The 25,697-nt window shown below is 39.8% G+C and carries 24 protein-coding genes and 2 other annotated features; of the genes, 3 read left to right on the forward strand and 21 right to left on the reverse strand.

Going from position 1 to position 25,697, the window contains the following annotated elements; genetic code table 11:
* Window positions 1–19: 19 nt before the first annotated feature.
* The 5 genes from IGI44_RS16490 to trpE are packed head-to-tail and all read right to left on the reverse strand — an operon-like array spanning window position 20 to window position 4,286.
* On the reverse strand, window positions 20–640 hold the full coding sequence (locus tag IGI44_RS16490) for a phosphoribosylanthranilate isomerase (RefSeq protein ID WP_438789032.1): 621 nt from the start codon (window positions 638–640) through the stop codon (window positions 20–22).
* Window positions 637–1,395, reverse strand: a complete 759-nt coding sequence (gene trpC, locus IGI44_RS16495) for an indole-3-glycerol phosphate synthase TrpC (RefSeq protein ID WP_438789033.1) — start codon at window positions 1,393–1,395, stop codon at window positions 637–639. The genes IGI44_RS16490 and trpC overlap by 4 nt, the downstream gene beginning before the upstream one ends.
* Window positions 1,396–2,409, reverse strand: coding sequence for an anthranilate phosphoribosyltransferase (gene trpD, locus IGI44_RS16500; protein ID WP_438789034.1), 1,014 nt, complete (start codon window positions 2,407–2,409; stop codon window positions 1,396–1,398).
* A complete protein-coding gene (locus IGI44_RS16505) occupies window positions 2,410–2,940 on the reverse strand; it encodes an anthranilate synthase component II (RefSeq protein ID WP_438789035.1) in 531 nt (176 codons plus the stop codon). It abuts the gene before it with no gap.
* On the reverse strand, window positions 2,937–4,286 hold the full coding sequence (gene trpE, locus IGI44_RS16510; RefSeq protein ID WP_438789036.1) for an anthranilate synthase component I: 1,350 nt from the start codon (window positions 4,284–4,286) through the stop codon (window positions 2,937–2,939). Before trpE ends, IGI44_RS16505 begins: the two co-directional genes overlap by 4 nt.
* 92 nt (window positions 4,287–4,378) lie before the next feature.
* Window positions 4,379–4,605 (reverse strand) — a binding site (T-box leader).
* Window positions 4,606–4,828: 223 nt separating this feature from the next.
* Window positions 4,829–5,058 (reverse strand) — a binding site (T-box leader).
* Window positions 5,059–5,188: 130 nt separating this feature from the next.
* On the opposite strand from trpE, the gene IGI44_RS16515 reads away from it, so the two are divergent.
* Complete coding sequence (locus IGI44_RS16515) at window positions 5,189–6,169, forward strand: YncE family protein (protein WP_438789037.1); 981 nt, start codon at window positions 5,189–5,191, stop codon at window positions 6,167–6,169.
* A gap of 103 nt (window positions 6,170–6,272) precedes the next feature.
* On the opposite strand, the gene IGI44_RS16520 is transcribed toward IGI44_RS16515, so the two are convergent.
* Together IGI44_RS16520 and IGI44_RS16525 are read right to left on the reverse strand one after the other, a co-directional pair.
* Window positions 6,273–6,986, reverse strand: coding sequence for a nitroreductase family protein (locus IGI44_RS16520; protein WP_438789038.1), 714 nt, complete (start codon window positions 6,984–6,986; stop codon window positions 6,273–6,275).
* A gap of 95 nt (window positions 6,987–7,081) precedes the next feature.
* Window positions 7,082–7,939 (reverse strand): formate/nitrite transporter family protein, encoded by an 858-nt coding sequence (locus IGI44_RS16525; protein ID WP_438789039.1) that lies wholly within the window; start codon window positions 7,937–7,939, stop codon window positions 7,082–7,084.
* Window positions 7,940–8,110: 171 nt separating this feature from the next.
* On the opposite strand from IGI44_RS16525, the gene IGI44_RS16530 reads away from it, so the two are divergent.
* A complete protein-coding gene (locus tag IGI44_RS16530; protein ID WP_438789040.1) occupies window positions 8,111–8,545 on the forward strand; it encodes an OsmC family protein in 435 nt (144 codons plus the stop codon).
* A gap of 120 nt (window positions 8,546–8,665) precedes the next feature.
* Here the strand turns inward: IGI44_RS16530 and IGI44_RS16535 are convergent, their stop codons facing one another.
* The 9 genes from IGI44_RS16535 to IGI44_RS16575 form a co-directional block, all read right to left on the reverse strand.
* Window positions 8,666–9,502: a GNAT family N-acetyltransferase gene (locus IGI44_RS16535; RefSeq protein WP_438789041.1), complete on the reverse strand. Its 837-nt coding sequence runs from the start codon at window positions 9,500–9,502 to the stop codon at window positions 8,666–8,668.
* Window positions 9,503–9,662: 160 nt separating this feature from the next.
* The gene (locus tag IGI44_RS16540; protein ID WP_438789042.1) at window positions 9,663–10,337 is read right to left on the reverse strand and encodes a hypothetical protein; all 675 of its coding nucleotides are present in this window, start codon (window positions 10,335–10,337) and stop codon (window positions 9,663–9,665) included.
* A 15-nt stretch (window positions 10,338–10,352) separates the two neighbouring features.
* On the reverse strand, window positions 10,353–11,471 hold the full coding sequence (locus IGI44_RS16545; protein ID WP_438789043.1) for an NAD(P)-dependent alcohol dehydrogenase: 1,119 nt from the start codon (window positions 11,469–11,471) through the stop codon (window positions 10,353–10,355).
* 54 nt (window positions 11,472–11,525) lie between these two features.
* Complete coding sequence (gene buk, locus IGI44_RS16550) at window positions 11,526–12,596, reverse strand: butyrate kinase (protein WP_438789044.1); 1,071 nt, start codon at window positions 12,594–12,596, stop codon at window positions 11,526–11,528.
* Window positions 12,597–12,602: 6 nt separating this feature from the next.
* Window positions 12,603–13,493: a phosphate acyltransferase gene (locus IGI44_RS16555; RefSeq protein WP_438789045.1), complete on the reverse strand. Its 891-nt coding sequence runs from the start codon at window positions 13,491–13,493 to the stop codon at window positions 12,603–12,605.
* A gap of 9 nt (window positions 13,494–13,502) precedes the next feature.
* On the reverse strand, window positions 13,503–14,843 hold the full coding sequence (locus IGI44_RS16560; RefSeq protein ID WP_438789046.1) for an aldehyde dehydrogenase family protein: 1,341 nt from the start codon (window positions 14,841–14,843) through the stop codon (window positions 13,503–13,505).
* Window positions 14,844–14,985: 142 nt separating this feature from the next.
* A complete protein-coding gene (locus IGI44_RS16565; RefSeq protein WP_438789047.1) occupies window positions 14,986–15,648 on the reverse strand; it encodes a TetR/AcrR family transcriptional regulator in 663 nt (220 codons plus the stop codon).
* Between the two features lie 139 nt (window positions 15,649–15,787).
* Window positions 15,788–17,722: a glucosaminidase domain-containing protein gene (locus IGI44_RS16570; protein WP_438789048.1), complete on the reverse strand. Its 1,935-nt coding sequence runs from the start codon at window positions 17,720–17,722 to the stop codon at window positions 15,788–15,790.
* A 598-nt stretch (window positions 17,723–18,320) separates the two neighbouring features.
* Window positions 18,321–18,674: a hypothetical protein gene (locus IGI44_RS16575; RefSeq protein WP_438789049.1), complete on the reverse strand. Its 354-nt coding sequence runs from the start codon at window positions 18,672–18,674 to the stop codon at window positions 18,321–18,323.
* Between the two features lie 230 nt (window positions 18,675–18,904).
* Here IGI44_RS16575 and IGI44_RS16580 point away from each other — a divergent pair, with 230 nt between their 5' ends.
* Entirely contained in the window at window positions 18,905–20,065 is a 1,161-nt protein-coding gene (locus tag IGI44_RS16580; protein ID WP_438789050.1) for a cation diffusion facilitator family transporter, read from the forward strand.
* Window positions 20,066–20,101: 36 nt separating this feature from the next.
* Here IGI44_RS16580 and IGI44_RS16585 read toward each other — a convergent pair whose 3' ends face one another.
* From IGI44_RS16585 to IGI44_RS16605, 5 genes are all read right to left on the reverse strand, one after another.
* On the reverse strand, window positions 20,102–22,090 hold the full coding sequence (locus IGI44_RS16585) for an FtsX-like permease family protein (RefSeq protein WP_438789051.1): 1,989 nt from the start codon (window positions 22,088–22,090) through the stop codon (window positions 20,102–20,104).
* Window positions 22,091–22,093: 3 nt separating this feature from the next.
* Window positions 22,094–22,855 carry an ABC transporter ATP-binding protein gene (locus IGI44_RS16590; RefSeq protein ID WP_438789052.1) on the reverse strand — a complete coding sequence of 254 codons (762 nt, stop codon included), beginning with the start codon at window positions 22,853–22,855 and terminating at the stop codon, window positions 22,094–22,096.
* 145 nt (window positions 22,856–23,000) lie between these two features.
* Window positions 23,001–23,990 carry a sensor histidine kinase gene (locus IGI44_RS16595; protein WP_438789053.1) on the reverse strand — a complete coding sequence of 330 codons (990 nt, stop codon included), beginning with the start codon at window positions 23,988–23,990 and terminating at the stop codon, window positions 23,001–23,003.
* Complete coding sequence (locus IGI44_RS16600; protein WP_438789054.1) at window positions 23,987–24,667, reverse strand: response regulator transcription factor; 681 nt, start codon at window positions 24,665–24,667, stop codon at window positions 23,987–23,989. The genes IGI44_RS16595 and IGI44_RS16600 overlap by 4 nt, the downstream gene beginning before the upstream one ends.
* Window positions 24,668–24,844: 177 nt before the next feature.
* Window positions 24,845–25,693, reverse strand: coding sequence for a TIGR03943 family putative permease subunit (locus IGI44_RS16605; protein ID WP_438789055.1), 849 nt, complete (start codon window positions 25,691–25,693; stop codon window positions 24,845–24,847).
* Between the last annotated feature and the right edge of the window lie 4 nt (window positions 25,694–25,697).

Here is a 25,697-nt window from a genome sequence, read left to right on the forward strand (position 1 = left end):
ATCGCTCCTCTTTATTCGTCTATTTTTGATCTTTAACATTCATGTGAGTATCCGTTGCTTTTACTGCTTGACAAAAGGCATAGATTTTAGTGATGTCTTTTTCTCCTCCAGATTCAACGCCACTAGAGACGTCCACCACTCGAGGGTGAAAATAGTGGATCGCTTCGCCAACATTCTCACTAGTCAAGCCTCCAGCCAACCATAGTTTTTCCTTCGGCAGGTGCCGTTGATCAACTAAACGCCAATCAAACGTACGGCCGTTCCCCCCCATTAGTTTCGCTGGTGGCGCATCTAGCAAAAGATGTGGGTATTGATAAAAATAGAAAGACTCTTGTTCTTTGATGCTGAAGGCACGAATGATCGGACAAGAAAGCTCGGTTAGCTCGGTCTTACCATGAATTTGGATTAGGTCCAGACCAGCGATAGCTGCTTTTTCTTCCGCTTCCTCTTTTGATGGTGAAACAAAAACACCAACTTTTTTAACTTCATCCGGCAAATCACTGGTTAGTTTACGAACCTCCTCTGGCAACATCTGTCGCGGACTTTCTGCGAAGACAAATCCCAGATAATTAGCGCCAGCAGATATTGCCGCTTCAATGGACAAACGGTTTTTCAAGCCACAAATTTTGATTTGAGTCATTGTCTATTCACCTGCAGTTCAGCGATTGTTATTGCCGGGTCCTTTGCACGCATCAATGTTTCCCCTACTAGAATGCCATGATAAGCATGTTTTACTTTTTCAACGTCTTCAGCTGTTTTGAAACCCGATTCACTAATGTAGACTGTTTCATCTACTGGTTGTGCCAAATTAACACTCGTTTGTAGTGAAACTTTAAAGGTTTTTAAGTTGCGATTGTTGACACCGATGATTTTAGCTCCGATTGCTTGTGCCTGCCGCAATTCATTTTCGTCGTGAACCTCTACCAAAACTTCTAATCCCCGCTCTTTGGCTCCTTGATAGAGCTCAGATAATCGCGTAACGGGGAGCGCTGCGACGATCAATAATACGATGCTTGCTCCAGCCTGCTTTGCCCGATCAAGCTGCCGCTCATCAATAATAAAATCCTTACATAAAACCGGAACATCCACTACTTGAGTAATCGCCGCCAGATCATTGATCCGACCCTTGAAAAATATTGGATCGGTTAAGACTGAAATAGCACTTACTCCAGCTCTCTCATACTCTTTCGCTTGTTTTAAAATGTCTACATGCTCATTAATCGTTCCTTTCGAAGGTGAGGCACGCTTGATTTCGCCGATCACATGCATTTTTTCAGGATGATCTTTGACCGTTTGGTAAAAGGACGGACGTGTTTTAGCATTTACTGCTTGAACAGCCGTCAAGTTTTCAACTTCTTTTTCCTTTTCTAATAAAATCCGAGTCAAGAAATCCAACTACGCCACCTCCTGTTGTTTTGCAATTAGTTGCTGCAGACGATCATAGGCTGCTCCAGAAAGAATCGACTGTTCGGCCTCAGCAATCCCAGCAGATAATGTTTTCACCCGTCCGCTAGCCAAAAAGCCTAATCCTGCATTCAATAGAACCGTTTCATAATGGGCAGATGGCACACCACGTAAAACAGAAAGTAAAATTTCTTTATTTTTTTCGACAGAACCGCCAATAATTCCCTCTAATGGCACACGTTTAAAACCAGCTTCTTCAGGATCGAAGGAGAATTCTTCGACTGCGCCGTTTTGGTAAAACGCGCAATGGGTTGTTCCTGCTAGATTTGCCTCGTCCATGCCGCCATATCCGTGAACGACAATTGCTCGCTCTCGTCCTAATTGCCCCAAAGTTTTTGCGGTCTCGACAATAGAATCTCCTGCGTACGTGCCCATCAATTGATGCTCTAATGGATAAGGATTGATGATAGGACCTAGCAAATTAAAAATGGTCGGAGTGGCTAACTCTTTGCGAATATGCATTACTGCTCCCATCGCAGGGTGTAGTGTAGGTGCGAATAAAAAAGCGATCCCTACTTCCTTCAATAGATAATCAATTTTTTCTGGACTGACAGTTAACGAGATTCCTAAAGCTTCTAGAATATCCGCGCTACCAGACTTGCTGGAAATACTCCGATTGCCGTGTTTGGCCATTAGAATACCCCCACCGGCCAATACAAACGCCGCTGTCGTACTGATGTTGAAACTATGAGAATGATCGCCGCCAGTACCGCAATTGTCCATTACTCCAGCAGGAGCCGCCATCATCGGTGTACCTTTTCCTTGCATGACTTGGGCTAATCCTGTCAATTCCTCAGCCGCTACTCCTTTGACCTTCAAGCCCACCAGTAACGCACTGATCTGACTATCCGTTAATTGTCGTTCAAAAATCGCCTTGCCAATTTGTCGCATTTCAATCGTTGATAAATCGTTGCCACGATAGACTTTTTCAAATAATTCTTGCATTTAAACCCCTACTTTCTGTAAAAATTGCTGAAGGTAGCTAGCGCCATCTTCCGTTCCGATTGATTCTGGGTGAAATTGCAGGCCATATACGGGGTAACGTCTATGCCGAATAGCCATAATGCAATCCTCTGCTTTTTCGATAACTTCTAAATCCTGCGGAACCTCTTCAGGATCAATCATCAGTGAATGGTAACGCATGACTTGCCGTTTGGTATTTCCCTGTAGAAACGACTGTTTACCGTGCATAACGGTTGGAGCGTTAACGATCTTTCCACCGAACACTTCTCCGATGGCCTGATGTCCAAGGCAGATACCTAAGATTGGTTTCCTGCGATAGAATCGTCGAATCAACATTTCCATCATTCCAGCCTCCGCCGGTCGACCTGGTCCTGGCGAGAGAACAATCGCAGAAGCCTCTTCAGCTGCCATGAATAATTCTGGATCATCATTGCGTAGAATCCGGATATTCTCTGGCAAAAGTTGGACCAGATTATAGGTAAAAGAATCATAATTATCGACAAGTAAAATCATTGTCCTACCTCCATTAATGCTTTCGCTTTTTGTAATGTTTCTTGGTATTCACTGGTTGGTTCAGAGTCATAGACGATTCCCGCTCCAGCTTGAACATGCGCTCGATTGTCTTTAATGACCATTGTACGAATTGCAATGGCAAAATCCGCTTGATCGTTTTGACTTAAAAAACCCACGGCGCCTGCATAAATCGACCGCTTCACTGTTTCCCATTGGTAAATGCGAGTCATTGCTCGAATCTTTGGTGCACCGCTAACTGTTCCCGCTGGTAAAGTAGCTTTCAAGGCATCCATCGCTGTGAAATGCGGTTTTAATTTTCCAGTAACGACGGATACAAGATGCATAACAAATCGATAGCGCTCAATTGTCAAATAGGTTGGCACCGTTACTGATCCATGAACGGCCACTTTACCTAAATCATTTCTGCCAAGATCTACCAGCATCCGATGTTCTGCAATTTCCTTTGGATCATTCTGTAATTCTTTCGCTAACGCTTGGTCTTCCTGTTCATTCGCTCCTCGTTTTCGCGTACCAGCAATTGGATTTGTCGACACTACTTGCCCAGCCACGGTTACTAAACTTTCTGGGGAACTACCAATAACTTTTACATCCGCAAAATCAAGGTAATATAAGTAAGCTGATGGGTTGCTTTCTCGTAATTGTCGATAGTAGGTAAATGGGTCCATGTTAAATTCGGCTGTCAAACGTTGAGAAGGCACAACCTGAAATAGATCACCTTCTGCAATTCGTTCTTTCGCCCGTTTTACGATCGCTTCAAACTCTGACTGCGAAAAATTACTCGTAAAATTTAACGTCGCCATTTTCAACTCCGGCAAATTGATTTTTTTTAGCAGCAACTGCTCAAGCGTAGTCAATCGCTTATCTATTTGCTCTTCGGTGTCTTTACTGTAGCTATTCCCAATTACTAATGTGCTAGATTCTTTTTGCCTGTCATAGATCACGTAAGATTCATATAAATAAAATTGCAGGTCCGGCACATCCAGTTCATCTTCTGGAATGTCTCCGATCTGTTCGTAACAGGCCGCCACATCATAACCAACATACCCAAGCGCACCGCCTTGAAAAACCAACTCTTCTTGATTCTCTTCCTCAATTAACACAAATTTTTCTAGTTCCTTCAGTGGATCACTACAAGGATAGTTAGTGTCATCGATATGAAACACGCCATCTTTGAAACTCAGATGGTTGACTGGATCAAAAGCGATAATCGCATAATCCTTTGTTTCAGATTTTCGTTCAAATAAACATGTCCCGCGATCCCTCAGACAGTAATAAATCGTTAGTGGATTTAAATCCTTATTGACTAATACTTTCGTTTTTCTCATCATCTCGCCCCTTTTAAGAATTTTTCAGCTAGCTCAAGTAAATTCATTTCTCAAAAATCACAAAAAAGCCCTCAAACCAAAATAAGCTTTGGTTTGAGGGCGCAAGTAGCACGGTACCACCTCTTTTTACTGTTCGCAAACAGCAACTCTAATCGTCCAGCAACGATCGTACTCTGTAACGGGAGCTCCCGTCGTTCCCTACTATGGTTCAAGAACGCTCCAACAAGTCCATTCACTAAGGAAAAAATGTTTCTTCTCATCAACCGAAACTTTCTGTGATTTTTTCTATCTTAGTTACTTCTCTTGTTTATGATTTTGATTGTTTTTTATTTGGAAAAATTCTCTGTTTTTTGTACGCATATCATTTTTCTAATCGCACTAAAGTGCGAAGAAAAACTGACAGCTGCTTCGGTGTAAGGAGGTCATTTTTCTAAGACCACGAAAAATGATTTTGATTCTCATCGCGCATACGATTCCACTAAGGCACTAAAGTACCAAGTGGAACTCACAAAAAAAAAGCCCTCAAACCAAATAAACTTTGGTTTGAGGGCGGTTAATCCACGGTGCCACCTCAATGGTATGCCAAACAAGGCATTTCTCAATCAGTCGTCCAACAACGACCTTACTCTGTATCGGGAGTTCCCGGAAGCTCCTACTATTGTTCAAAGCTTCGTCCAAAAGTCCATTCGCATAACAATCCCTACTGATTCACAGCACCATCAGCTCTCTGAAAAGGCTCATTTATGTTACTTCTCTTTTGTATGACTCTTATTTTTTTGAATACTACTCGTTTTTTTTCAACTTGTCAACATTTTTTGGTAAAAAAATGTAGTTAAGTGCGTTCCTTTGACTATTCGAACGGCTGATAAATTGCTAAAATGAAGACATTGGAGGCGAAATCGATGAAAACTACTTTTCTTAAATTAATTACTTGGTTACGCCATTTTCTAGTAGGGAGCTTTTATAATCATAAAAAAGTTTGGCAAGCTTTTCCTGTTCTTTTCGAAGCAAGAGCAGAACTTACCTACCCTATTCCCGGTTTAAAAAAGACAATCTCGCTTAACTATAGAAATGAACGAGAAAGCTGTCACTCCATGACACCTCAAGGATTGACCTTAACTGAAAACTATTTACTGATCTCAGCCTATTGCCACGATCATCAGCATCGTTCTGTCATTTATGTCTTGGACCGAATAACTGGTGTGCGAATCAAAACGGTGATTCTGCCTGATTTACCTCATGCTGGCGGATTAGCCTATGATCCGATTCATAAAAAAATTTGGATCAGCAACACTTCAGAAAAACATGCGGCAGTAGCTGCAATTCAACTATCGGATATCGAAAAATACGAGAAAGATCCAATAACTATCGCTTATCAGCAGAAAATCATTTTAAAAGAACTTCCGCGGGCATCAGCCATAACCTACGACCAAGGTTACCTGTATGTTGCATTATTTACTTTGGATAATCATGGAAAATTCTGTTGTTACCCCCTTGATGAGCAGGGAAACCTAGAATTGATCGTGGACGATTCCGTTGTGAAATCTCCTTTTGACACCTTAGCAATTCCGCAAAAGATTCAAGGAGTAACGATTTACAAAAATTTATTGCTGCTCTCCCAATCGTGGGGCAAACAACCAGGTAAAATCTTTGTGTTTGATATTAATGAAACAGCTGATTTTTCGAATCTTGATGAAGCGATAAAAATTATCGAAACACCGCCATATCTTGAGCAAATCTATGTCGAGGGTGATCAGCTGTATGCTTTGTTTGAAAGTGCTGCAGCCGCCTATCATAAAAAGGCCCCCTATATTATGAAAGATGTCTTGCAGATAGACCTCGTAAAACTATTCAAGGAGCTGTTTGGTTATGCTGCCAAGTAACCAACTAACTGTATAGTAAAAAACTCAAATATGAGTCGCTGTTTATTCGTGAATAGGAGCTGAGCCGAAAGTCTAAAAGACCTTGGGCTCAGCTCCTATTTCTCTACTTCACTGTTCCAATATAAAAATATCCGTCCGAAACAGACGGTGCTCCCTTACTATTCACGAATTCAAACTCCTTTCCACTATGTTCCGTTGCGACTGCTAGATGACAAAGAGCAATCCCAACATCCAATTCTGTCAGCTTATACATTATTCCAGGGAGTCCGTTGATTTTTTTCTTGCGATATACATAAATGGCTCCGTTGTTTGCGATAAAATACCACGGCTGCCCATTTAAACCAGATGGTGCAACTCTTGCCGCTTCAATCCGTGGATCTGTTCCTTCTGATATTTCCTTTAGCGATTTCCGCTCAAAATCTCCCCTCCTTCGCACCTCAGGTTCCACTGGTTCACCAAAAGCCAATCCGATAATGTAATCTTCGTCAGATTCTGTCGGCTTCATCATCCCCACCCATCGAGACGCATATCCTTGAGAAAATAAGAACAGATCGACATGTTGAAACAAAAAGCCTGCACAAGCATCACGTAATGGTTGTTCTTTTCCATAAACCAAAAGATAATGCGGGGCTTTGGGTACGCCCACCCCTTTGACTCCTTCTGGTCCTACGAGTTTATACGTAATCTCTGCATTTGGTAAAAGTGGTGAAATAGATCTAATAAAGTCTTCAATCTCCATTAACTTTGTTTCTTGCAATGCTTCCTTTTTAAAATTACGGGTCGATTTTCGAGAAAAAATGGTTGAGTACAAATCCATGCAATCCCCTCCTTGATCAGGTTCTTTCTCTTAACTATAGGGGTACTTTTCCGTAAGCGCAAGAAAAAACGCTAGGGAGAAATCCCTAACGTTTATTAATCAACATATTTTGAATCAGTTTTATTTAACCATGCATACCCTAACCCCATGACTAATCCACCACCGATGAAGTTTCCGATCAACGTGAAGAATAAGTTATGAGCCACATTACCAGCAGTCATTTCAGCGATTGTCCCGTGAGAAGCAAAATATGCTAGAGAGAACGCTGGGAAGTTGGCGATTACGTGTTCAAAGCCTAAAAAAGCAAAGATGAAAATGATAAAGATAATTGCCATAACTTTTGCAGCATCATCCTTCATTCGTAAACTCACTAATACAGCAGTGTTAACAACAATATTGGCAAACATGCCTTCTACCAAGATCTGACTCGTTGATTTTGTCAACTTCGAGGCAATCCCGGTAAACATATAATTATCTGGTTCCAAATGGCCAAATGGTGCAGTTAACGATAACAGGTACCCACAGAGCACTCCACCGATCAGATTGAACAAGATACAGGTAAACAATAATTTAAACGCAAATGACACAGTCATTTTTTTCTTATAAACACCGATAGTCGTATACAACATGTTTGATGTTCCTAATTCTGCATTCATGAATAGGATCATGACTAACGACCAGCTAAACATGAAGGCATAAGCCATTTTTTCCAAACCTGGAATCGCTTCTTGCATGCGAATGGCAATATAAAAAGCAATAGCCGTTCCTAACGCTAAAAATAGACAAGCGTACATAGAACGTACTGCATAACGAGGCAAACTCGAATTAAACAAATCCATTTTTTTACTAATTGAATACTCCAGCTGAGACATCAAAGTTGAGTTAGTTTTCACATGCTTTTCGTTTTCAGCCGCAGGTGTTTCTTCAATTTCCATAAATAAATCCGATTTCATAAGGTTCCTTCCTTCTTGGCCAAAGCCATAATGTACAGGTATCATACAAGAATTTCACACTATTTTCAATAAAAATTTGGAAAAAGTTGAAATATTGAGAAAAATTGCACAAGTTATTTAATTTTTGATCCAAAACTCGTATGATTAAGGAAAAGCTTAGGAGGGATTTTTATGGTCAAACAAATCTTAAAAGCAGAAGTAGAATCTTTAGGTGGCATGCAACTGAAATGTTCAGCTCGCGGCTTTGAATTCATTATTGATGAACCAGAAAACGTTGGCGGCACGAACGAAGCAATGAATCCACTGGAGGCTCTCCTCTGCTCTTTAGGCGCCTGTAAAATGATGGTGGTGCGTTTCTTTTATCAAGCTAAGAAAATCAATTTGAAATCGATGCGCGTAGAAATCTTAGGAGAAATTGACTCAGATCGGCTAAAGGGCAAGCCAGATATAAAAGTAGGATTTTCCAAAATCATTACAAATTATTACATTGAGGCAGACAATACGGAAGAGGAAATCAAGGATTTAGTCGCTTTTATTGAAAGAACCTGTCCGGTCAAGGATACACTCGTCAATCCTCCAGAAATGGAGCTTCATATTAATCCATAAAAAAGGGGCTATGACAAAAGTCTTGTCATAGCACCTTTTTCCGAATAAACGGTGTTCCAGAAGTAGCTTCTTCGGAAATATGCCGAAATTTCTTGAAGCTGACCACTTCTGTCACAACCTCTATAATGTCATGTTCATTTCATATTGATCACAGAAATGATTGAAGCCTAGTTCTTCTAAATGCTCAATTAATGCCGCATCCGTGAAGTTGATATTGTGCAACCGAATCTCAGGGAAACGGCGACTGTGATTGACTATCAATTGGCCTAATTTAACTAAGTTTCCTTCTGTTCTGCCCCATTGTTTCACATGTCCATTGTTCTTTTGATAAAGAATAAAGGCTTCACAATTCTTAAGGGTTCCTGAATACATCACACAGTACTCTTCAGGAAATGCTTGGATAATCTCACTTCGATTTTCAAACGATGGCGCATCATATACCAATGGCTTCAATTGTTCTAGTGGAAAATCCGACACTGGCTGTTCGCGAAAACTACTAGTCCCTTGTGCTGATTTTCGAGCGTTTCCACGAAAACACGCATATTCTTTCACAACTTCTAATCCCATTTTACGATACGTTGCAACGGCCGGTGCATTGGTTTGAATCACTTCCAGTCCATAATAGGCAAAATCATCCTGTTTCAATAAAGACATACAGAAGTCCATCATTTTAGAATAGAGCCCTTTACGACGATGTTCCGGAACCACTCCCGTTGCCGCATCAAATGCGACCTTCTTTCCATTGTATTCACCAACTGCATTCAACAAAAGCGCGATCAACTCATCCCCATCAAATACCCCGCAAGAGAAATCGTAACGAACATTCTCGCTTCGAAAACGTTGAGCAAGTGCCTCCTCTTCCAATTCCATTTCTACATAATAATCAGAAAAAGCTTTTTGCATACATTCAGCTATTTTCGCAAACGCAATTTCTGATAAGTCTCTCACTTCATACATAAGTTTCCTCCTTTCTCACGATAATCAAAGCTCTATCAATCATTTTGCCTCTATATCACCTATCTTCAATAGACTATGTATCTATTTTACCCAATTAAAGCCTTTATTGCTTTCAAAAAGACCGTCTCAATAAATGAGACAGTCTTCATTTTAAAATGGATCAAACACCTTCATTATTCGCTATTTCAGGTGACGAACTGCTCTTTTTTGACGCGAAGGATAAGATAATTCCTAAGGCGATAGAACAGAATGCCGCGACAATCACACGAAGATTTTCCGGAAGGAGAAAAACGATTGTGTGAACGGGAATCCAGAAAAAGATGCCCACCTTCAACCAATTAAAGGTCACAAAGTTCACCCAGTCAATCTGGCTGATGATTTTTCTTAAATTCACCGATTCTTTATTCGCAGAAGCTTCAATCCACATATCTAACACTCGATGGAAGGTATTCATAGCAGGAGCAAAGGTTAGGTTCATGATACTACTTCCACAAAATGCCTGAACAAATGAAATTCCTGCAAACGGAAGTAGTCCACCTGCCTGTGCGGCACCGGCCCCTCCCATGAAAACTGGAAAAACAAGTGTGACCATACAGCCGATGATCCCCCAAACAATGGCGCGCATGATGACCTGTACGGATAATTGATACTCTCCAGAAGCAATCCGCTTACCTAGAATATCCCCCATCGTCGCCAAAATCGCAAACTTGATGAAGCCCCCAATATAAGGATGCGCCTCACTGGCAATTAAAATCGGATCTCTTGTGGATGGTATTAGGAACAAGGCCAGCAGACTTGCTAACAAAATACCCCAAATAATATCCCCTTTCTTCATATCATCCTCCTCCTATCATTTTGGTGGTTGATAGTCTTTATCCATCACGACAACTGCTTTAATGACTTCACCGCTAATGGAATCTGCTTCCGCTTGATTGATGTTTTCAAAATCATAGAATTTGATAAACTGATCAAACGGAAATTCGCCACGTTTATAAAAATCGATCAAATTCGGTAAGTGGTATTTCGCGATTGTGTCTCCAATCAGGACACCACGAACCTTCTTATTACCGAAGACTAAATCAAAGAAGGTATTCACTTCAAAATTTTTCTGAGTCACAGCCAATGGTACGAAGGTCCCTGAATTGCTCACTGAGTGGAGTGCCTTGGTCATGACAGGCCCAACACCAGTCGAATCAATCACATAGTCTAAGCCGCGTCCATCGGTTAAATCCTTGATGAATTTTTCTGGATCAGCCTCCTTACTATTAAAGACATGGCTCGCACCTAATTCCTTGGCTTTTTCCAAACGCTGGTCATTGATATCAATCGCTACGATTGGATAACAGCCAGCGATTTTTGCAGCCATAACTGCGGCAAATCCGACGGCTCCAGTTCCAAAAACAGCAATTCCTTCACCCACTTTTGGTTGCAAAACGCTTAGAACTGCACCACTCCCTGTTCCAAGCCCACAACCTAACGGACCAAGTAATCGTAGGTCGACATCCTTACCCACTTTTACGACATTTGACTCTTCCGTCAAACTATACGTGGAAAAGGACGATTGATTAAAGAAGTTATTGACCTCCGTACCATCCTCCGTATGCAAGATAAATTCTCCTCGCGGATTTTTTCCAAGATTATTAACCGTAAACCATTTTTCACAAGAGGATGGGTGTCCTTCGACACAATGCTTGCATTCACCGCAATATGCATAAGATAGAATGACATGATCTCCTGGTTTTACAGAAGTTACTGCACTCCCGACTTTTTCAACGATTCCTGCTCCCTCATGACCTAAGACATTTGGGAAGTTAATACTATTCCCATTCCTCTCTCCATAATCTGAACGACATAATCCTGACGCAACGACTTTCACCAAAACATCCTTTGATCCTACCTCCGCTAAGTCCAATTCAGTGATTTCGTATGGCGCCCCTTTTTCTTTTACTAATGCCGCTTTGATTTTCATTCGTACTGCCCCTTTCTTATTTAAAAAGTAGTTGTTAAATAGTTGATCGATCATTTAGTCGTTCGGACGAACAAATGCCTTCATCTCTTCTTCTCCAAGTACCACACGCTCTGCCCCTTTTGACAAGGCAATCATCTCATGTTCCCCTGGTACAGCAATGATTGGTGCGATAAAACCGACTCGTTTCTTTAATTCTGCCACCACCATTTTTGAATAGGCCACCCCACCGGTCAGGGCGATTCGATCGACAGCACCACAAGTAACCGTTGCTAAGCCGCCAATCCCTTTGGCAATCTGATAAATATAACCGTCATAAACGATTTTTAGCTCCTTATCCCCTACCAGAATACGTTCTTCAATTTCTTTAGCATTACTAGTTCCGGCATAAGATTTTAGTCCGCCTTCTCTCTTATAAAGCCGCAGCATGTCCTTTAAAGAATGCTCATAACACAGCGGCATCAAATATTTCAATGGTAACCCACCGGTCCGTTCGGTTGAAAAAGGCCCTTCATCATCAGAGATCAGATCGATCATTTTACCGTTATGATGGATACTGATAGTATTTCCGCCACCTAGATGAGCAACAATCAGTGTGGCTTTTTGATAGTCAAATCCTTCTTCCCGTGCAACCTTCATTGCCACCGCACGCATATTCAAAGCATGACCAATACTTTTGCGTTCAATCCCTTTTAATCCTGAGATACGAGCCACATCTTCGAATTCATCAACCGAGACAGGGTCGTAAATCAACGCAATCGTCTTTTTGCTACCCTGTTCTTTTATTTCATTGGCTAAAATTGCTCCCAAATTAGAAGGGTGTTCAATTTGTGTGACATTTTTTAAATAATGAATCATCTCATCATTCACTTCATACGCACCTGATGAAACAGGTGGCAAGCTTCCTCCGCGACCAGCCACAGCATCTAGCTCTTTGGGATTGATGCCTTCTGTCTGCATAAATGCCAATAAAATATCGCGGCGAAACTCCATTTGATCTATGACATTCTGGAATTTCCGCAGTTCGTCAGTGGAATGTGAAATTCCTTGCTCCTTAATGATCTCGCCGTCCACGTAATAAGAAACCTTTGTTGATGTCGAGCCGGGGTTAATTGCTAAAATTTTCATTTGCTATCACCTCTTGCTGCAATACATTGCGACTAAAATCGAGTATGTTTTTTCTTCTTCCGTAGATCCCCGTGATACCATTACGATTGGTACGCTGGCGCCCATAATCAAGCCAGCCATCTTTGCCCCTGCTAAAATCGTCAAGCTCTTGCCTAAGACATTCATCGTAGTTATATCTGGTCCTACTACAATATCTGCGTCTCCTGCGACTGGGCTTTCATAGTGTTTGATTTTCGCAACCGCTTTGCTTAATGAAAGATCTAATGAGATTGGTCCATCGATCCAACAACTGTCTGGCGCTTCTGCCTGCAGTTCCTGCATGATTTCTTCCGCTTCCACACTAGAAGCAATTTTGGGATTGACCTTTTCAGCAGCAGCTAACAAGCCAACTTTTGGTTTTTCAATCCCAATTTTATTCATGACTTCAATCCCGTGCTTGATTAAAATTTTTTTATCCTCTTTGCTGGGAGCCGTCACCATGCCACCATCAGTGGTTAATAACAGCTTGTGGTAAGCAGGAATTTCATTCAGTGCCACATGACTTAATAAATCGCTGATAGCAATACCTTTTTCACGATCGACTACTGCCTTCAAAAAGGTCCGCGTTTGAATATGTCCCTTCATGAGAAAATCGATTTCCTTTTTTTTAACCATCTCCACACCAATCGCTGCACAGTCCTCTTCTGTCACTGCAGAAACGAGACGTGCCGAAAACCCATTTTTCGCTAAAATAGGAATCATTTTCTCTTCGTCACCAATCAAGATTGGTTCCAAATAATCTCTAACTTTTTCGTTAAAAACGGATTGAATTGTAACCTCGTCGTTCGCGCAAACCACACCGATACGGATTTTTTGATCGCTGGAAAAGTTTGTCAGTAACTCGTCAAATTTTTTCATACTATTCACCTAATCCCAAGGATTGCCATCATGTTTTGGTGGGATTGGCAATGCAACTCTTGAAATATTAATCAGGTGAGTGTAATTCAGATTTTCTGAGATAATATTGTTGCCCCATGATCCGCAGCCAAGTGAGACAGTTGGACTTAAGCCATTCGCTGGTGATCCGCCAGCATCAATCGTTGGCTGATTAACTACTAATCGGCTGACTGGCAAGACTTGTCCTGCATAGAGTTGATGTTCTTTACTGTGGCTGAATAGACCCGCAGAATGTCCAGAACCTTCTAGCATGAGATTTTCTTGGGCAAAAGCCACGGCCTCTTCAAAATCATCATAGCTTTTCAACGCTAATACTGGTGCCATTTTTTCTTTACAGAACAATTCTTCACTACCAACTGCCTCAACCTTTACGGCAATGATCTGACTATCTGCCGAAATTTGAACCCCTGCTTCATCTGCAATGACTTGTGGGTCCTGACCAATCATCGCTGGATTGGCTTTGCCATCAAGGAATAAAGTATCCCGTAATTTCTCCAAATCTGCTTTATCAGTCACCACAGCAGCGTGTTTACCGCGCAGCGCTTCAAAGACTTCTTCCTCTTTTTCTTGCGGATAAATCAGACTTTGTTGACAAGCACAAACAATTCCGTTATCAAAAGAGCGACCAATGACTGAAAGCTCTGCAGCAGCCTCCACATCGAAATCACGATCCAAAATCGCTTGAACATTTCCTGGCCCTACCCCATACGCCGGGTGTCCACTAGAATAAGCGGATTTTACTAATCCTGGTCCACCGGTTGCAACGATCAAGTCAACAGCCTTCATTAATTCCTGTGACAATTCGATACTAGGCTCTTCGATGACTTGTAATAAATCTCTTGGAGCACCTACACTCACAAGTGCTTCACGCATCAATTCAATGGTTTCCTTTGTTGTCTTTTTTGAACGAGGATGTGGAGATACAATCATGGCATTTTTTCCTTTAAGTGCCATCAAGCCGTTGCCTAAAGGAGTTATTGTCGGATTAGTCGTTGGTGTAACAGAACCAATGACTCCTCTAGGATGAGCAATTTCTACCAATCCCTCTTCAGGAATCTCTCTGATCACACCAACAGAAGCCTTGTTCTTCAAACTCGCAAAAATATTGGTTGCCATCCCTTGGTTTTTACCGATTTTATGATCCAAACGTCCTAATCTGGTCTCTTCCACCGCTAATTTGGCTAATGGCTCCGCTTGTTCAAAAACCGCTTTTGAAATCACATAAAGCATCTTGTCCACTCGCTCTTGATCATATCCGCTGATTTCCTCCATTGCGACACGTGCCCGCTGTACCATTTCCTCAATTGTCATTTTCTTGAGCCCCTTTCATTTTTACATACACTAGTGTATGTTTCTTGCAACCTCAATATACCCAATAGATGAAAGCGCTGTCAAATTAGTGAAAAAAAGAACTTGTTTGCAAAATGCTGATGCAAACAAGTTCTTCTTTTTTTTAAGCGTTTTTAAAAATAATCGAAATACTGCGGGTGATAGCTTCGGGTGTGTAATTTTTTGTAACTTCATCAGGGGTTCCCGAACCATACATGCCTTCAAAATAATTATACAGCATGCTTGAAACAGCCGCGGCATCATTCTCATTTAAACCTTCTTCTCTCAATCCAGCTAAAAAGAATTTATAAAGCCTTCCCCGTGTTTCACGAAATGTTTCCAGCAACTCATTAAATTCTGGGTAAACCTCTAGTGTTTTTAAGGATTGCTGCATAAACTTAAATCCCATCTGGTTTTTTGACGGAACTACTAGGATTCTCACGACTTTCTCTTGAAAACTCAATTCTTCAGATACCATAATTTCACGCTTTTCAGATTTGATTTTTTCAATCGTCATCAAAACAACTTCACCGAAAATCTCTGACTTATTCTTAAAATGCCAATACGCAGCTCCACGGCTAACATTCGCATCTTTTGATATTTTGTCTAAAGAAGTATTTTCAAATCCTACCTCATAAAAATTTTGAAATGCAGTTTCCAGCAAACGCTGCTTCGTTATCAAACTATCTTGCTTCCGTTTCATTGTCATCTCTCCTACTATAAAAAAACAATTATTGGTCTTTTTTCTCCAATTTCTATCTTTTTCAGATTTGCTAATAATTTTCACAAAATTATTCCGCTTGTGAACTTACTCTTTATCTTTTTGTTCGTGTAAAAAGAATACGGTTCCATTTTCTCATATGTTGGGATTGAGTAAAAGCAAAAAAGCAACCAAGTAAAACTTGGCTGCTTTTTTGCCTAATGTGCTATTTCATTGGTGGGATTACCGCCAAAAAACCATTACTCAAGCTGATATAAATAGATGAAACCGTAGGGATAACCTCCGATTGAATCTTCTTCGTTGGTAAAGCCGTTGCAGCCAGTGCAATTAAGCTTTCTCCTCGAAAAAGATTAACAAAATGTTTGGTTGACATCACCTGTGGAATCCTTGGGTTGTTCACGATGCTAGCAATCAATTTCGATTGAATTTGATCATTTACATCAAATTTCGTTTCTGATGCAATTTTTTCTGGTCCAGTCGGTTTTTCTTTCGTTTCTTTCGCATGATCAAACTCAGTTAGATCGTAGGCTTTGATAATTGCATTTAGTTTTTCCGCATATTGCTTATCTGTCGCATAGCGCCCTTGTAAATGCTCAGTTGCATCTTTATAAGATTCTGTTTGATCTTTCCAAGTTGCCTTATAAAAATCTGCGTTGCCTGAAATTCCTTTTTTGATTAGCTTCGCATAATCTTCCAATGATTCTTTATAGGAAGGATACTTTCTAAACTCAGAAGTGATTTGGAAGCTGGCTCCATCTTTATCCTGTTCCAAAGTTTGGAAGGTTACTCCTTGATCCTTGAACTTGCCCTTGATACCAAACAAATTATAGTTTGGTTCACTTGCCAATGAACTATTTCCTGAACCACTCTCTAAAATGGCTTGAGCAATCATAACAGAAGAATAAATTCCATTCTTTTGTCCAATTTCGCGAGAGGTTTCACCGATTTTCTTAATAAACTGGTCTGTTGTTTGATTCTTATTGAAAATAAATGGTTGATTCGTACTATATTGTCCAAAGGCGTTTGACAAAGAACCTGTTGCTTTTGGTAAACCTGCAACATTCACACGAAGAGCGAATGTTGGAGCAAAGTCACTGATATTGCCAATTTTCACCACATCACCAGGCTGTGGCGCATGGATATATTGACCATTGCCGATGTAGATCGCTACGTGAGTGGTCACACTTGTGGGTGCTCCCCAGAATAATAAATCTCCAGGTTGCGCTTCACTCACTGGAATTTGAGTTCCTGCGTATTGTTGATCGCCTGTCCATCCGCCAATATTATGACCAGTCGCATTCGCATAAACAACATAAGCAAGTCCTGAGCAGTCAAAAGCATTTGGCCCTTTAGCTCCCCATACGTAAGGTTTACCCAAATGACGATAGGCTTCTTGAACGATCGCTGTTTGAACCTCATTACTGAAGGTTGGCGCATTTTGATTTGAAGGGACACGAACATCAGCTACCGAACTCTCTTCTGGCTGACGAGCTGCTGCTTGTCCACCAGTAGTGCTGGTTCCATTTGATGAGCTGCCTGCCGGCTTATCTTTATTTCCACTGTTTGAATTTCCAGTACTGCCGCCTGGTTTTTCAGTTGGTTTCGGTGTTGGCGTAGGCGTTGGTTTTTCCTCCGCCTTCACAGGTGTGACTTCAAATTGGACTGAAACATCCGATTCAGGCATTAAAAATTGTCCGTTGACGCTTCCGCTTGAAAAAACAGCAGTTTGTGTCGCATTATTGACAATTTTAACTTCCTTTAACTCATATCCTTTCGCCAATGAGACCACATAATGAACAGCCGTATTAGCGACTAATCCTTCATTTGATGTATATTGAAAGTTAATCTGATTGCCGTTTGCATCAGTAATTGTATTATTAACGATTGGACTACCATTTGCTAGTAAGCTATATTGTTTTGCTGGTTCAGGCGTAGGATCGGTTGGACCAGGATTTGGCGTTTCAGAGCTTTCCGTACTTTCAGTACTTGAACTTTCAGATGTTTGTTGACTTGATGAAGTTGCAGCAGGATTGCTGGAAACAGTACTGCTTTCATCGGCAAAAGCTTGTTGTGAAGTCAATAGAGTCGGACCAAAAAGACTGCCTAACGCTAAAAGACTAACAATTTTATTGTACTTCATCCCTATTCCTCATTTCTAATATAAATATATTTTCACATATAATTATTTTCCTTAATTACTTACTATAATATCATTAATTTGAAGACCTGTCTAAAGACAAGGTCATTGTTCACAAAATCTTCAAGATTATCAAAATTCATGAAAAAAATAATTCTTTTTTATATCCTTCATTTTGTTTAAAGCTTGATAAATCAGCCTTAATCATTAATAAAAAATATAAAATGCAGACTTAAACTGGATGAGAGAAAACCAAATCAACTATGTATATTCAGATGATTTATTCTTTTTTTATGAACTTTAAAAAAATAGATTGTTTTTAAATTTCGAAAAATAAACTATTTATTAATTTAACATACGCCAAAAAACAAAAAAATCTCGGATCATTAGCAAAAAAATGATAACCACAGATTTTTCCATCATTATTAGTATTTTTTGATTTGAGTTAGACGATAAGTCGCGTTCATCCTTATGAGTGCGCAAAAATACTGAGATTGATATTAATGAGTCCTCTTCTTCAATTTGAATATGCTTAGATTGAGAAACCGATCCCTTCTATCTTTTATATAGAAAAAAGGGCCTATATAGCAGGCCCTTTTTATTAAGCATTCGCTTTTTCTTTATCCTTGACAATTTTTTGCATCAACTTCGAAATCGAACGTTCATGAAAATGAGTCATTCGTACACTTTCACCAGTTTCTGTCCGCCAAATTTTATTTTCATAAAATCCGACGGTGTCACGTTTACCGTCCATCAATTCCTTTGCGTAACCAAGCACTAAACGAATGGCTTCGCGGGTAGCTTCGTCACTTTGAAAATAGCCTGGGTAGCTCCTTAGATATTCATCAAGATCACTATTTCTCGAAGCTTTCCAATCTTCAATAAAGTCTTCTAATGCAGTGACGACATTACTTGTTTGAATCTTCCATAAAGTTATGTCTACTTGGTTCTCCATACTCATACCTCCCATTATTGAATCCTCTTACATAATCAATTATAAAGGGTTTATCTTTTAATTAGCTGAGATATCTGAAAAATTTTTATTAAAAAAGCAAATTACTCATTTTTATAAAAGGTAAACTTTAATCATTTGAGGTTTACCTTTTTAGTCTTCAATTGATTTGGCTTCTTAATGCTCGTTTTTTCGGTTATACTATTAGTAATTGATTGATAAGGATGAGTGTTATGCTAAATTTTTTAATAAATAAAATTACAAATCGGTGGAAAGGAAACAAGCGAACCAGTGTCGGTATCCTAGCAGGAATTTTGGGACTCTTTTCAAATCTTCTCCTTTTCCTTGCCAAGTTTTTTATCGGTTCACTTTCAGGCAGTGTCTCAATCATGGCCGATGCGATGAACAATCTTTCAGATACTGCTTCTTCTTTCATTACTCTTGCCGGTTTTAAAATTGCTGGAAAACCCGCCGACGAAGACCACCCCTACGGTCACGAACGATTTGAATATATCAGCGGCTTTGTCATTTCGATATTAGCCACTTACGTCGGTATTCGTTTCTTAGACAGTTCTTTTGTCAAAATTATTCATCCTAGTAGTGTATTACTTTCACCGATCGTGTACATTGTTCTAGTCTTCTCCATTTTGATGAAGTTTTGGCAATCTTTTATGTACCGCAGATTAAGTCGTGAAATTAATTCAGACACGTTAAAAGCCACTGCTCAGGATAGTATCAATGATGTTTACACCACTATTGCCGTATTAATCTCAGCAATTATCGAATGGATCAGCGGTTGGCGTATCGATGGCTATATTGGATTTTTGATCGCTTTGTATATTATTTACTCTGGAATCAAAATGATTATGGGCTTTATTAATGATCTAATGGGGGTTCGCCCACGAGAAGAGGAAGTACTGGCTATTCGCAAACACTTGGACAATTACCCTGATATTATCGGCTATCACGATTTGCTGATTCATAGTTATGGACCAAACAGTGTTTTCGCCTCAGTTCATATTGAAGTGAATCAAGATTGGAGTTTACCTCATGCTCATGAGGTAATTGATGCAATCGAATATGATGTAAAACAGAACCTAGGAGTTGATCTAGTTTGCCATCTAGATCCCTATCCAATTGATGATCCTGACTTTAAGCGAATCGCTCCGGAACTTAAAAAGATTCTAAAGGATATTCATCAGCATCTACGTTTTCATGATCTGCGAGTGGATAAATCTACCACTCCTGAAACCATTTATTTTGATTTAGTCGTTCCAGAAGACCTTAAAAAAATGAGCAATTCACAGTTACAGGATCAGATCAGTCAATGCTTTGTCAGCCAAAATGAGCCTGCCAAATTAACAATTACTTTCGATCGAACCTATCTACTATAAAGAAACAGCACTGGATTTACGCCAGTGCTGTTTCTTTTAACTTCTTCGTTCAACCAATTGATAATAACTACGAGCTGTCAATCGGTAAACCACAAAATAAAGAATCGCGAAAATAATGGTGACAATTCCACAGACTAACAAGAACAATTGCCAATTTACCAAACCAAATAAAATGAGCAACTTCCGAATTAATGGAAAAGCAAAGCTTAAATGAATCACTGCCACTACTAATGGAAAAGAAAAGACCATCATAATTTGGCTGCGAATCACTTTTCTGACTTCGTGATGACTCATTCCAACCTTTTGTAAAATTTCGAAGCGCTCTCGATCATCCACCCCTTCAGAAATTTGTTTATAGTAAATAATCAGGGCTGTTGCCAAAATAAAGGTTGCACCAAAAATAATTCCCATGAAAAAGAATCCTCCAGTAAACACTTGATTCTCTTTTACAAAGGTTTCTTCATCATCAAACGTATATTGTCCCTCTCCTAGCTGCTGCTGTAGTTGCTGCCTCAATGATTGGACAAAATCTAGCCGTTTCTTTTCTCCATCAAGCTTAAAATTGAACATAAAATTGTACTCTGGAGTGGTGCGCGTCTTATCAGAGTCCTTTGGGTACCATTGTTTTAAACATTTATCAATGACAGATTGATTCGACACGACCACGATAAAGGCATCTGCGATATCTTCTTGTTGCTTAATACCTGGAAAGTCATTGATTACTTTTTTTATCTTAAACGTTTGTCCTTGAAACTCGATCGTTTTTCGTTCATATTTACCGCTGACTGGATAAAAATAAATTTCATTCTCCCCCAACTTAGGCGCAATTTGTGTATGTTTTTGATATTCCTCTGCTGTCATCATGCGCATTGTCGCAAACTCTGAGGAAGAAGATTCGTAAAAATAGTTTAGATCTAACAGCTGATAAGAGCCATTTTTCGGTTCAAAAAGAAAGCTTTGGGTTGATTTTAAATAGACGCTATCCGTGACTGTCGCCTGTTTCTCAGTGCTCACCGAATGGATGATCGCTTCTACTTTATCAGGCTGAAGTTTTGTTGAGGTCAATACCTCTCTTGGATAGCGTGTCGCCTGTACATCTTTGGAACCGAAAAAGAGACTCGCAGTGGTCGCTACTGTAACCAAAACCATGGTCGAGAGAATACATATACTAGCTAAACCTGCCGCATTCTGCTTCATTCGGTACATCATACTAGAAACAGAAATAAAATGATTCGTTGTATAATAGAAGCGTTGATTTTTCTTAAGAAGCTTCAACAAGGCGATGCTTCCTGTAATGAACAAGCTGTACGTTCCTAGAATCACCAATACGATCGCCACAAAAAACAATGATAAGGCATCTATTGGTGATTTAATAGTCACCGCAATGCCATACCCCGCCCCTAGACACACCAATCCTAAAATAGCAATCACCCAGCGAGCTTTCGGCTCCTGCTCTCCTTTCTTACTTCCATGTAAAAGAGTAATAGGGTTCGTTCGTTTGATCTGCCAACAATTAATTAAAAAGAGCAGAAAGAAAATTCCTGCGAATAAAAGGGAGACAAAGACTAAACTAATTGGCATTGGTTTAAAAACAAAATCATCTCCCACCCCGATCAAACGATGTAACACTAAAAAGGAAAACTTCGATAGCACGATCCCGGTAATCAAACCAGTAATAATTACAACAAGAAAGCTACACAACGACTCCCAAATCATTAACAAATACAATTCACGTTTCCCTAAGCCTAAGATATTGTATAAACCTAATTCTTTTTTTCGTTGTTTCAATAGAAAACTATTCGTATAGAAGGAAAAAATTATTGTAAAGATCATAATGACAATGTGGCCTAACCCAAACATTGCTCTGGCAGATGCGCTGCTAGGTAATGAATCCATCCCCTCGTTATTTACGATCATCTGAGTTATCGTGTTGATGGCGACTAAAAACAGCATCGAAATTAGGAAAGGCAAATAACCACGATGGTTCTTACGTAAATTTGTAGCAGCTAATTTTGCATAAAACATCTGCTACACCTCCTTTGATAGCAAGGCAGTCAATGTTTCATTAATCGTTTCTAAAAATTCATAATTGTCCTTATTCCCCCGGTACAGCTGGTGATAGACTTGACCATCCTTGATAAAAAGAACTCGCTTCGCGTGACTAGCTGCGATTGAGCTGTGGGTCACCATTAGAATTGTTTGCCCATTATCATTCAAGCGTTGAAATATCTTTAGCAGCTGCTCAGAAGTTTTTGAGTCCAAGGCCCCCGTTGGCTCATCCGCCAACAGTAAATCTGGATTAGTGATAATTGCCCGTGCTACGGCTACTCGCTGTTTTTGTCCGCCTGAAAGTTCATAAGGATATTTTTCTAATAATTTTTCAATACCTAAAGCTTTAACAACTGGTTTTAATTCTCCCATCAATTGCTTGACGGGCATGCGAGACAAAACTAACGGCAATAGAATGTTATCTTTAACTGAGAATGTGTCTAACAAGTTAAAATCTTGAAAAACAAAGCCTAGATGGTCGCGGCGAAAAGCGGCCGCATTTTTCTCCTTGATCGTATTTAAGTCCATTCCGTCTAATAAAATAGTCCCTGAAGATGGCTTATCCAAGGTTGCGATTAAGTTCAATAGCGTACTTTTCCCTGATCCCGACTCTCCCATGATTGCGACATAGTCACCCTTGTCAACGGACAGATCAATTTTTCTCAAGGCTTCAACAGGCATTCCCTTAAACTGGGTTTGATAGATCTTCTTAATATTTTCCACTTTTAAAAGTTCATTCATTATACGTTCCTCCTAGTTCCTTTGAAAGGGTAATTGAGCTAACACTATTATTAATCGGTTAGCCCTCTATTCCATCATAGGATCTTGCCTGTGGAAACACCACTTACGAAAATAAATCCAAACTTACATTTATGAAAGTTTGGATTTATTCAAATGCTGCTATTTCTTCAGGAAAAACGATGGTCACCGTTGTTCCTTTTTTTATCTGTGATTCAAGATATAAACGACAACCTAGTCTGTTCGCAGCCTGCTGACTAAGATAGAGCCCTAGACCACTCGCTCTTTGTTGTTCCCGACCGTTCATGCCGGTATAGCCCTTCTCAAAAACTCGCGGCAAATCCTCTGATCGAATTCCCATTCCGCCGTCTTGAATCATCAATCGATTGTTCTCAAAGGAAATAGTGATTGCTGCATTTTCTGAATACTTGATTGCGTTAAAAATGACCTGCTCTAAAATAAAAATCAACCATTTCTGATCTGAATACACTGTTCCAGTTAAGTTCTTAAGCTGTAGGCTTAGGTTTTTTTGAGAGAAAAAAGTCGCGTATTTCTTTACTACTGTTTTAATGATTTTCTCGATCGAGAGCTGCTGAAAAACCAAATCTGACTGCTCTAAATTTTGCCGCATATAGTTTAAGATCATTTGCAAATATTCATTGATTTTAAAAAGTTCATTTTTCATTGTGCGAGAATCCAGCTGACCGGATTGAATCAGAAGATCTAAGGCGGCTACCGGTGTCTTAATCTGATGCAACCACAATCCAAAATCATCCAGCATTTCTTTTTGATTCTGCTGTAAAGCCTCCTGCTGCTGGTTTTTAGCTTCTAAAACCATTCGCAGAACTGCTTGATATGTCTTTTCAGGCAAGGTTTCTGCTTTAGGCAGAAAAACTAGACTATTTAACTGTAAATCCTTCGTTGCTAATAGTTCTAACTGCTGCTGTTTCCTAAAATAGCGATAGTAAGCAATGATTGAATATACAGTTAAAGCAAATACTGTAAATAAGAAACCGTCCCAAAACGGTGCGAGACTTAGCTCGTAAAGATAGAAGGTCAGAAAAATTATCCCCCAAAATAGCATGGACATTCCGTAAATCATCCGACGTTCATAAAGAAAGCTGCCTAGACGTCTCATTGTTTTTCCTCAATTAAATACCCTTTATTTTTGACTGTTTGAATTAAACTATCAATTCCAAAATCCTTTAGCTTTTTACGTAAGCGTGTCAAATTGACTGCTAAGGTATTATTGTCGATAAAATCGTCACTTTGCCAAAGTGTCTCAATAATTTGCTCTCTCGGCACAATTTGCCCCCGCGTAGCAAATAGCACACTTAAAATTCGAGATTCATTTGGGGTCAATGGTAGATGGTCTTTCGGTGATTGGATCTGATTGATCGCTGGCTTGAATTGATACTCCCCAAAGGAATAGGTCAACTGTTGACCGTATTTATAGCTACGTCTCAACATCGCTTGAATTTTTGCCAATAGAATGGTCAACTCAAACGGCTTTTCAATAAATTCATCTGCGCCCATATTCAGAGCCATTACCTGATTCATCTGATCCTTAGCAGAAGAAAGAAAAATAATCGGTACTTCTGAGACCTTACGAATCTCTTGACACCAATAGAAACCATTAAAGTATGGAAGTGAGATATCCAAAATGACTAAATCTGGCTGTGCAATTTGGTATTCCTCAAAAACATGTTGAAAATCCGTAGCCACTTCACAAACTAGACCCCACTGAGTTAGGTGTTGCTGGATTACAGAAACAATCGTTGAATCATCTTCTACAAGAAATATTTTATTTGTCATTAGCGTTCCTTCTACTTTTTCTTTTTATTATACTAGAAATTTGCAGCATTTCGGAAACTATCTTGAACCGCTAGAAATTTTCAAATGCACCTTTTTCCCCAATCTGAACTACTTTATATAAAAAAACTGTAGTGAACATCTAAAATTTAGATGTCAACTACAGTCTGATTTCTCGAATTAAAACGCTCGATAGACATATTGATTTTTAGGGGAGCTCACCGTTTGCACATCGTTGACTTCTACTGATGGTATTTGACGGTCAAAGGGTTCAAAGAAATCCAATGTGATGGTTCCTTCAACATGAAGCCATTGATTATTTTTAACCATTAAAAGGTCAGGTAGCTTCGCCATGAGACCAAATACACCAGAATCGGCTACGCAGTGAATGATTCCGAAGCGGAATAGAAAATCGTATTTCTGATTTTCTTTATTAGCTTCATAAACAAAGCCTGTAAAAGAAATCTTTTTCCCAACAAAAGAATTCGGATAATTATAGATTAATTCCATCACTTCTAAATAATTTTCATCTGTAACTGTTAACTTTTGATCGGTCTCATATTTCTTCATCAGCTTCGTCATTTGTTCGTTATAGTCACTCTGGTTATAGTAGATACTCGTATCAGGCTTAAGATACTGTGTATTCATCTCGGGATCTCCCACTGATTCTTTACTGACTGGAAAGCTAAATCCCTTTGCCTCAACGATCGTTGTGTCCAAACTGATCGTTGGAAACAACGTACCCACTACTAAAGGCAAAACAAGTAAGACATAGGCAATCCCTCGTTGGTACGGCTTCGTCAAGCCATGATCATGGTCATGATGCTGGTCGTGGTCATGATCATGACTGCCCTTTTTCCCGCCGTCAGCCCAAATTTTCAACTGAACTAAAGCAAGTAGTAGTGATAACGCCATCGTCAGGAAAATGAGATACCGATAATGAACATTGATATATTGATCCAATCTGCCGGAAACCTGCAAATACATCATTAACTCAAAGTAGCCAGATAAAATTAAAAAGCGTATCATTCGT

It is taken from the genome of Enterococcus sp. DIV0756, from assembly GCF_051710745.1.
Classification (GTDB): domain Bacteria; phylum Bacillota; class Bacilli; order Lactobacillales; family Enterococcaceae; genus Enterococcus_A.

Excerpts from the sequence above, each read along its gene's own strand:
- trpD (WP_438789034.1), bottom strand. The coding sequence starts at position 2,409 with ATGCAAGAATTATTTGAAAAAGTCTATCGTGGCAACGATTTATCAACG.
- IGI44_RS16590 (WP_438789052.1), bottom strand. The coding sequence starts at position 22,855 with ATGAATGAACTTTTAAAAGTGGAAAATATTAAGAAGATCTATCAAACC.
- IGI44_RS16525 (WP_438789039.1), bottom strand. The coding sequence starts at position 7,939 with ATGAAATCGGATTTATTTATGGAAATTGAAGAAACACCTGCGGCTGAA.
- IGI44_RS16585 (WP_438789051.1), bottom strand. The coding sequence starts at position 22,090 with ATGTTTTATGCAAAATTAGCTGCTACAAATTTACGTAAGAACCATCGT.
- IGI44_RS16595 (WP_438789053.1), bottom strand. The coding sequence starts at position 23,990 with ATGAGACGTCTAGGCAGCTTTCTTTATGAACGTCGGATGATTTACGGA.
- IGI44_RS16505 (WP_438789035.1), bottom strand. The coding sequence starts at position 2,940 with ATGATTTTACTTGTCGATAATTATGATTCTTTTACCTATAATCTGGTC.
- IGI44_RS16560 (WP_438789046.1), bottom strand. The coding sequence starts at position 14,843 with ATGACAATTGAGGAAATGGTACAGCGGGCACGTGTCGCAATGGAGGAA.
- IGI44_RS16535 (WP_438789041.1), bottom strand. The coding sequence starts at position 9,502 with ATGTATGAAGTGAGAGACTTATCAGAAATTGCGTTTGCGAAAATAGCT.
- IGI44_RS16580 (WP_438789050.1), top strand. The coding sequence starts at position 18,905 with ATGCTAAATTTTTTAATAAATAAAATTACAAATCGGTGGAAAGGAAAC.
- IGI44_RS16530 (WP_438789040.1), top strand. The coding sequence starts at position 8,111 with ATGGTCAAACAAATCTTAAAAGCAGAAGTAGAATCTTTAGGTGGCATG.
- IGI44_RS16515 (WP_438789037.1), top strand. The coding sequence starts at position 5,189 with ATGAAAACTACTTTTCTTAAATTAATTACTTGGTTACGCCATTTTCTA.
- IGI44_RS16575 (WP_438789049.1), bottom strand. The coding sequence starts at position 18,674 with ATGGAGAACCAAGTAGACATAACTTTATGGAAGATTCAAACAAGTAAT.
- IGI44_RS16570 (WP_438789048.1), bottom strand. The coding sequence starts at position 17,722 with ATGAAGTACAATAAAATTGTTAGTCTTTTAGCGTTAGGCAGTCTTTTT.
- buk (WP_438789044.1), bottom strand. The coding sequence starts at position 12,596 with ATGAAAATTTTAGCAATTAACCCCGGCTCGACATCAACAAAGGTTTCT.
- IGI44_RS16520 (WP_438789038.1), bottom strand. The coding sequence starts at position 6,986 with ATGGATTTGTACTCAACCATTTTTTCTCGAAAATCGACCCGTAATTTT.
- IGI44_RS16545 (WP_438789043.1), bottom strand. The coding sequence starts at position 11,471 with ATGAAAATCAAAGCGGCATTAGTAAAAGAAAAAGGGGCGCCATACGAA.
- IGI44_RS16490 (WP_438789032.1), bottom strand. The coding sequence starts at position 640 with ATGACTCAAATCAAAATTTGTGGCTTGAAAAACCGTTTGTCCATTGAA.
- trpE (WP_438789036.1), bottom strand. The coding sequence starts at position 4,286 with ATGAGAAAAACGAAAGTATTAGTCAATAAGGATTTAAATCCACTAACG.
- IGI44_RS16605 (WP_438789055.1), bottom strand. The coding sequence starts at position 25,693 with ATGATACGCTTTTTAATTTTATCTGGCTACTTTGAGTTAATGATGTAT.
- IGI44_RS16555 (WP_438789045.1), bottom strand. The coding sequence starts at position 13,493 with ATGAAAAAATTTGACGAGTTACTGACAAACTTTTCCAGCGATCAAAAA.
- IGI44_RS16540 (WP_438789042.1), bottom strand. The coding sequence starts at position 10,337 with ATGAAGAAAGGGGATATTATTTGGGGTATTTTGTTAGCAAGTCTGCTG.
- IGI44_RS16600 (WP_438789054.1), bottom strand. The coding sequence starts at position 24,667 with ATGACAAATAAAATATTTCTTGTAGAAGATGATTCAACGATTGTTTCT.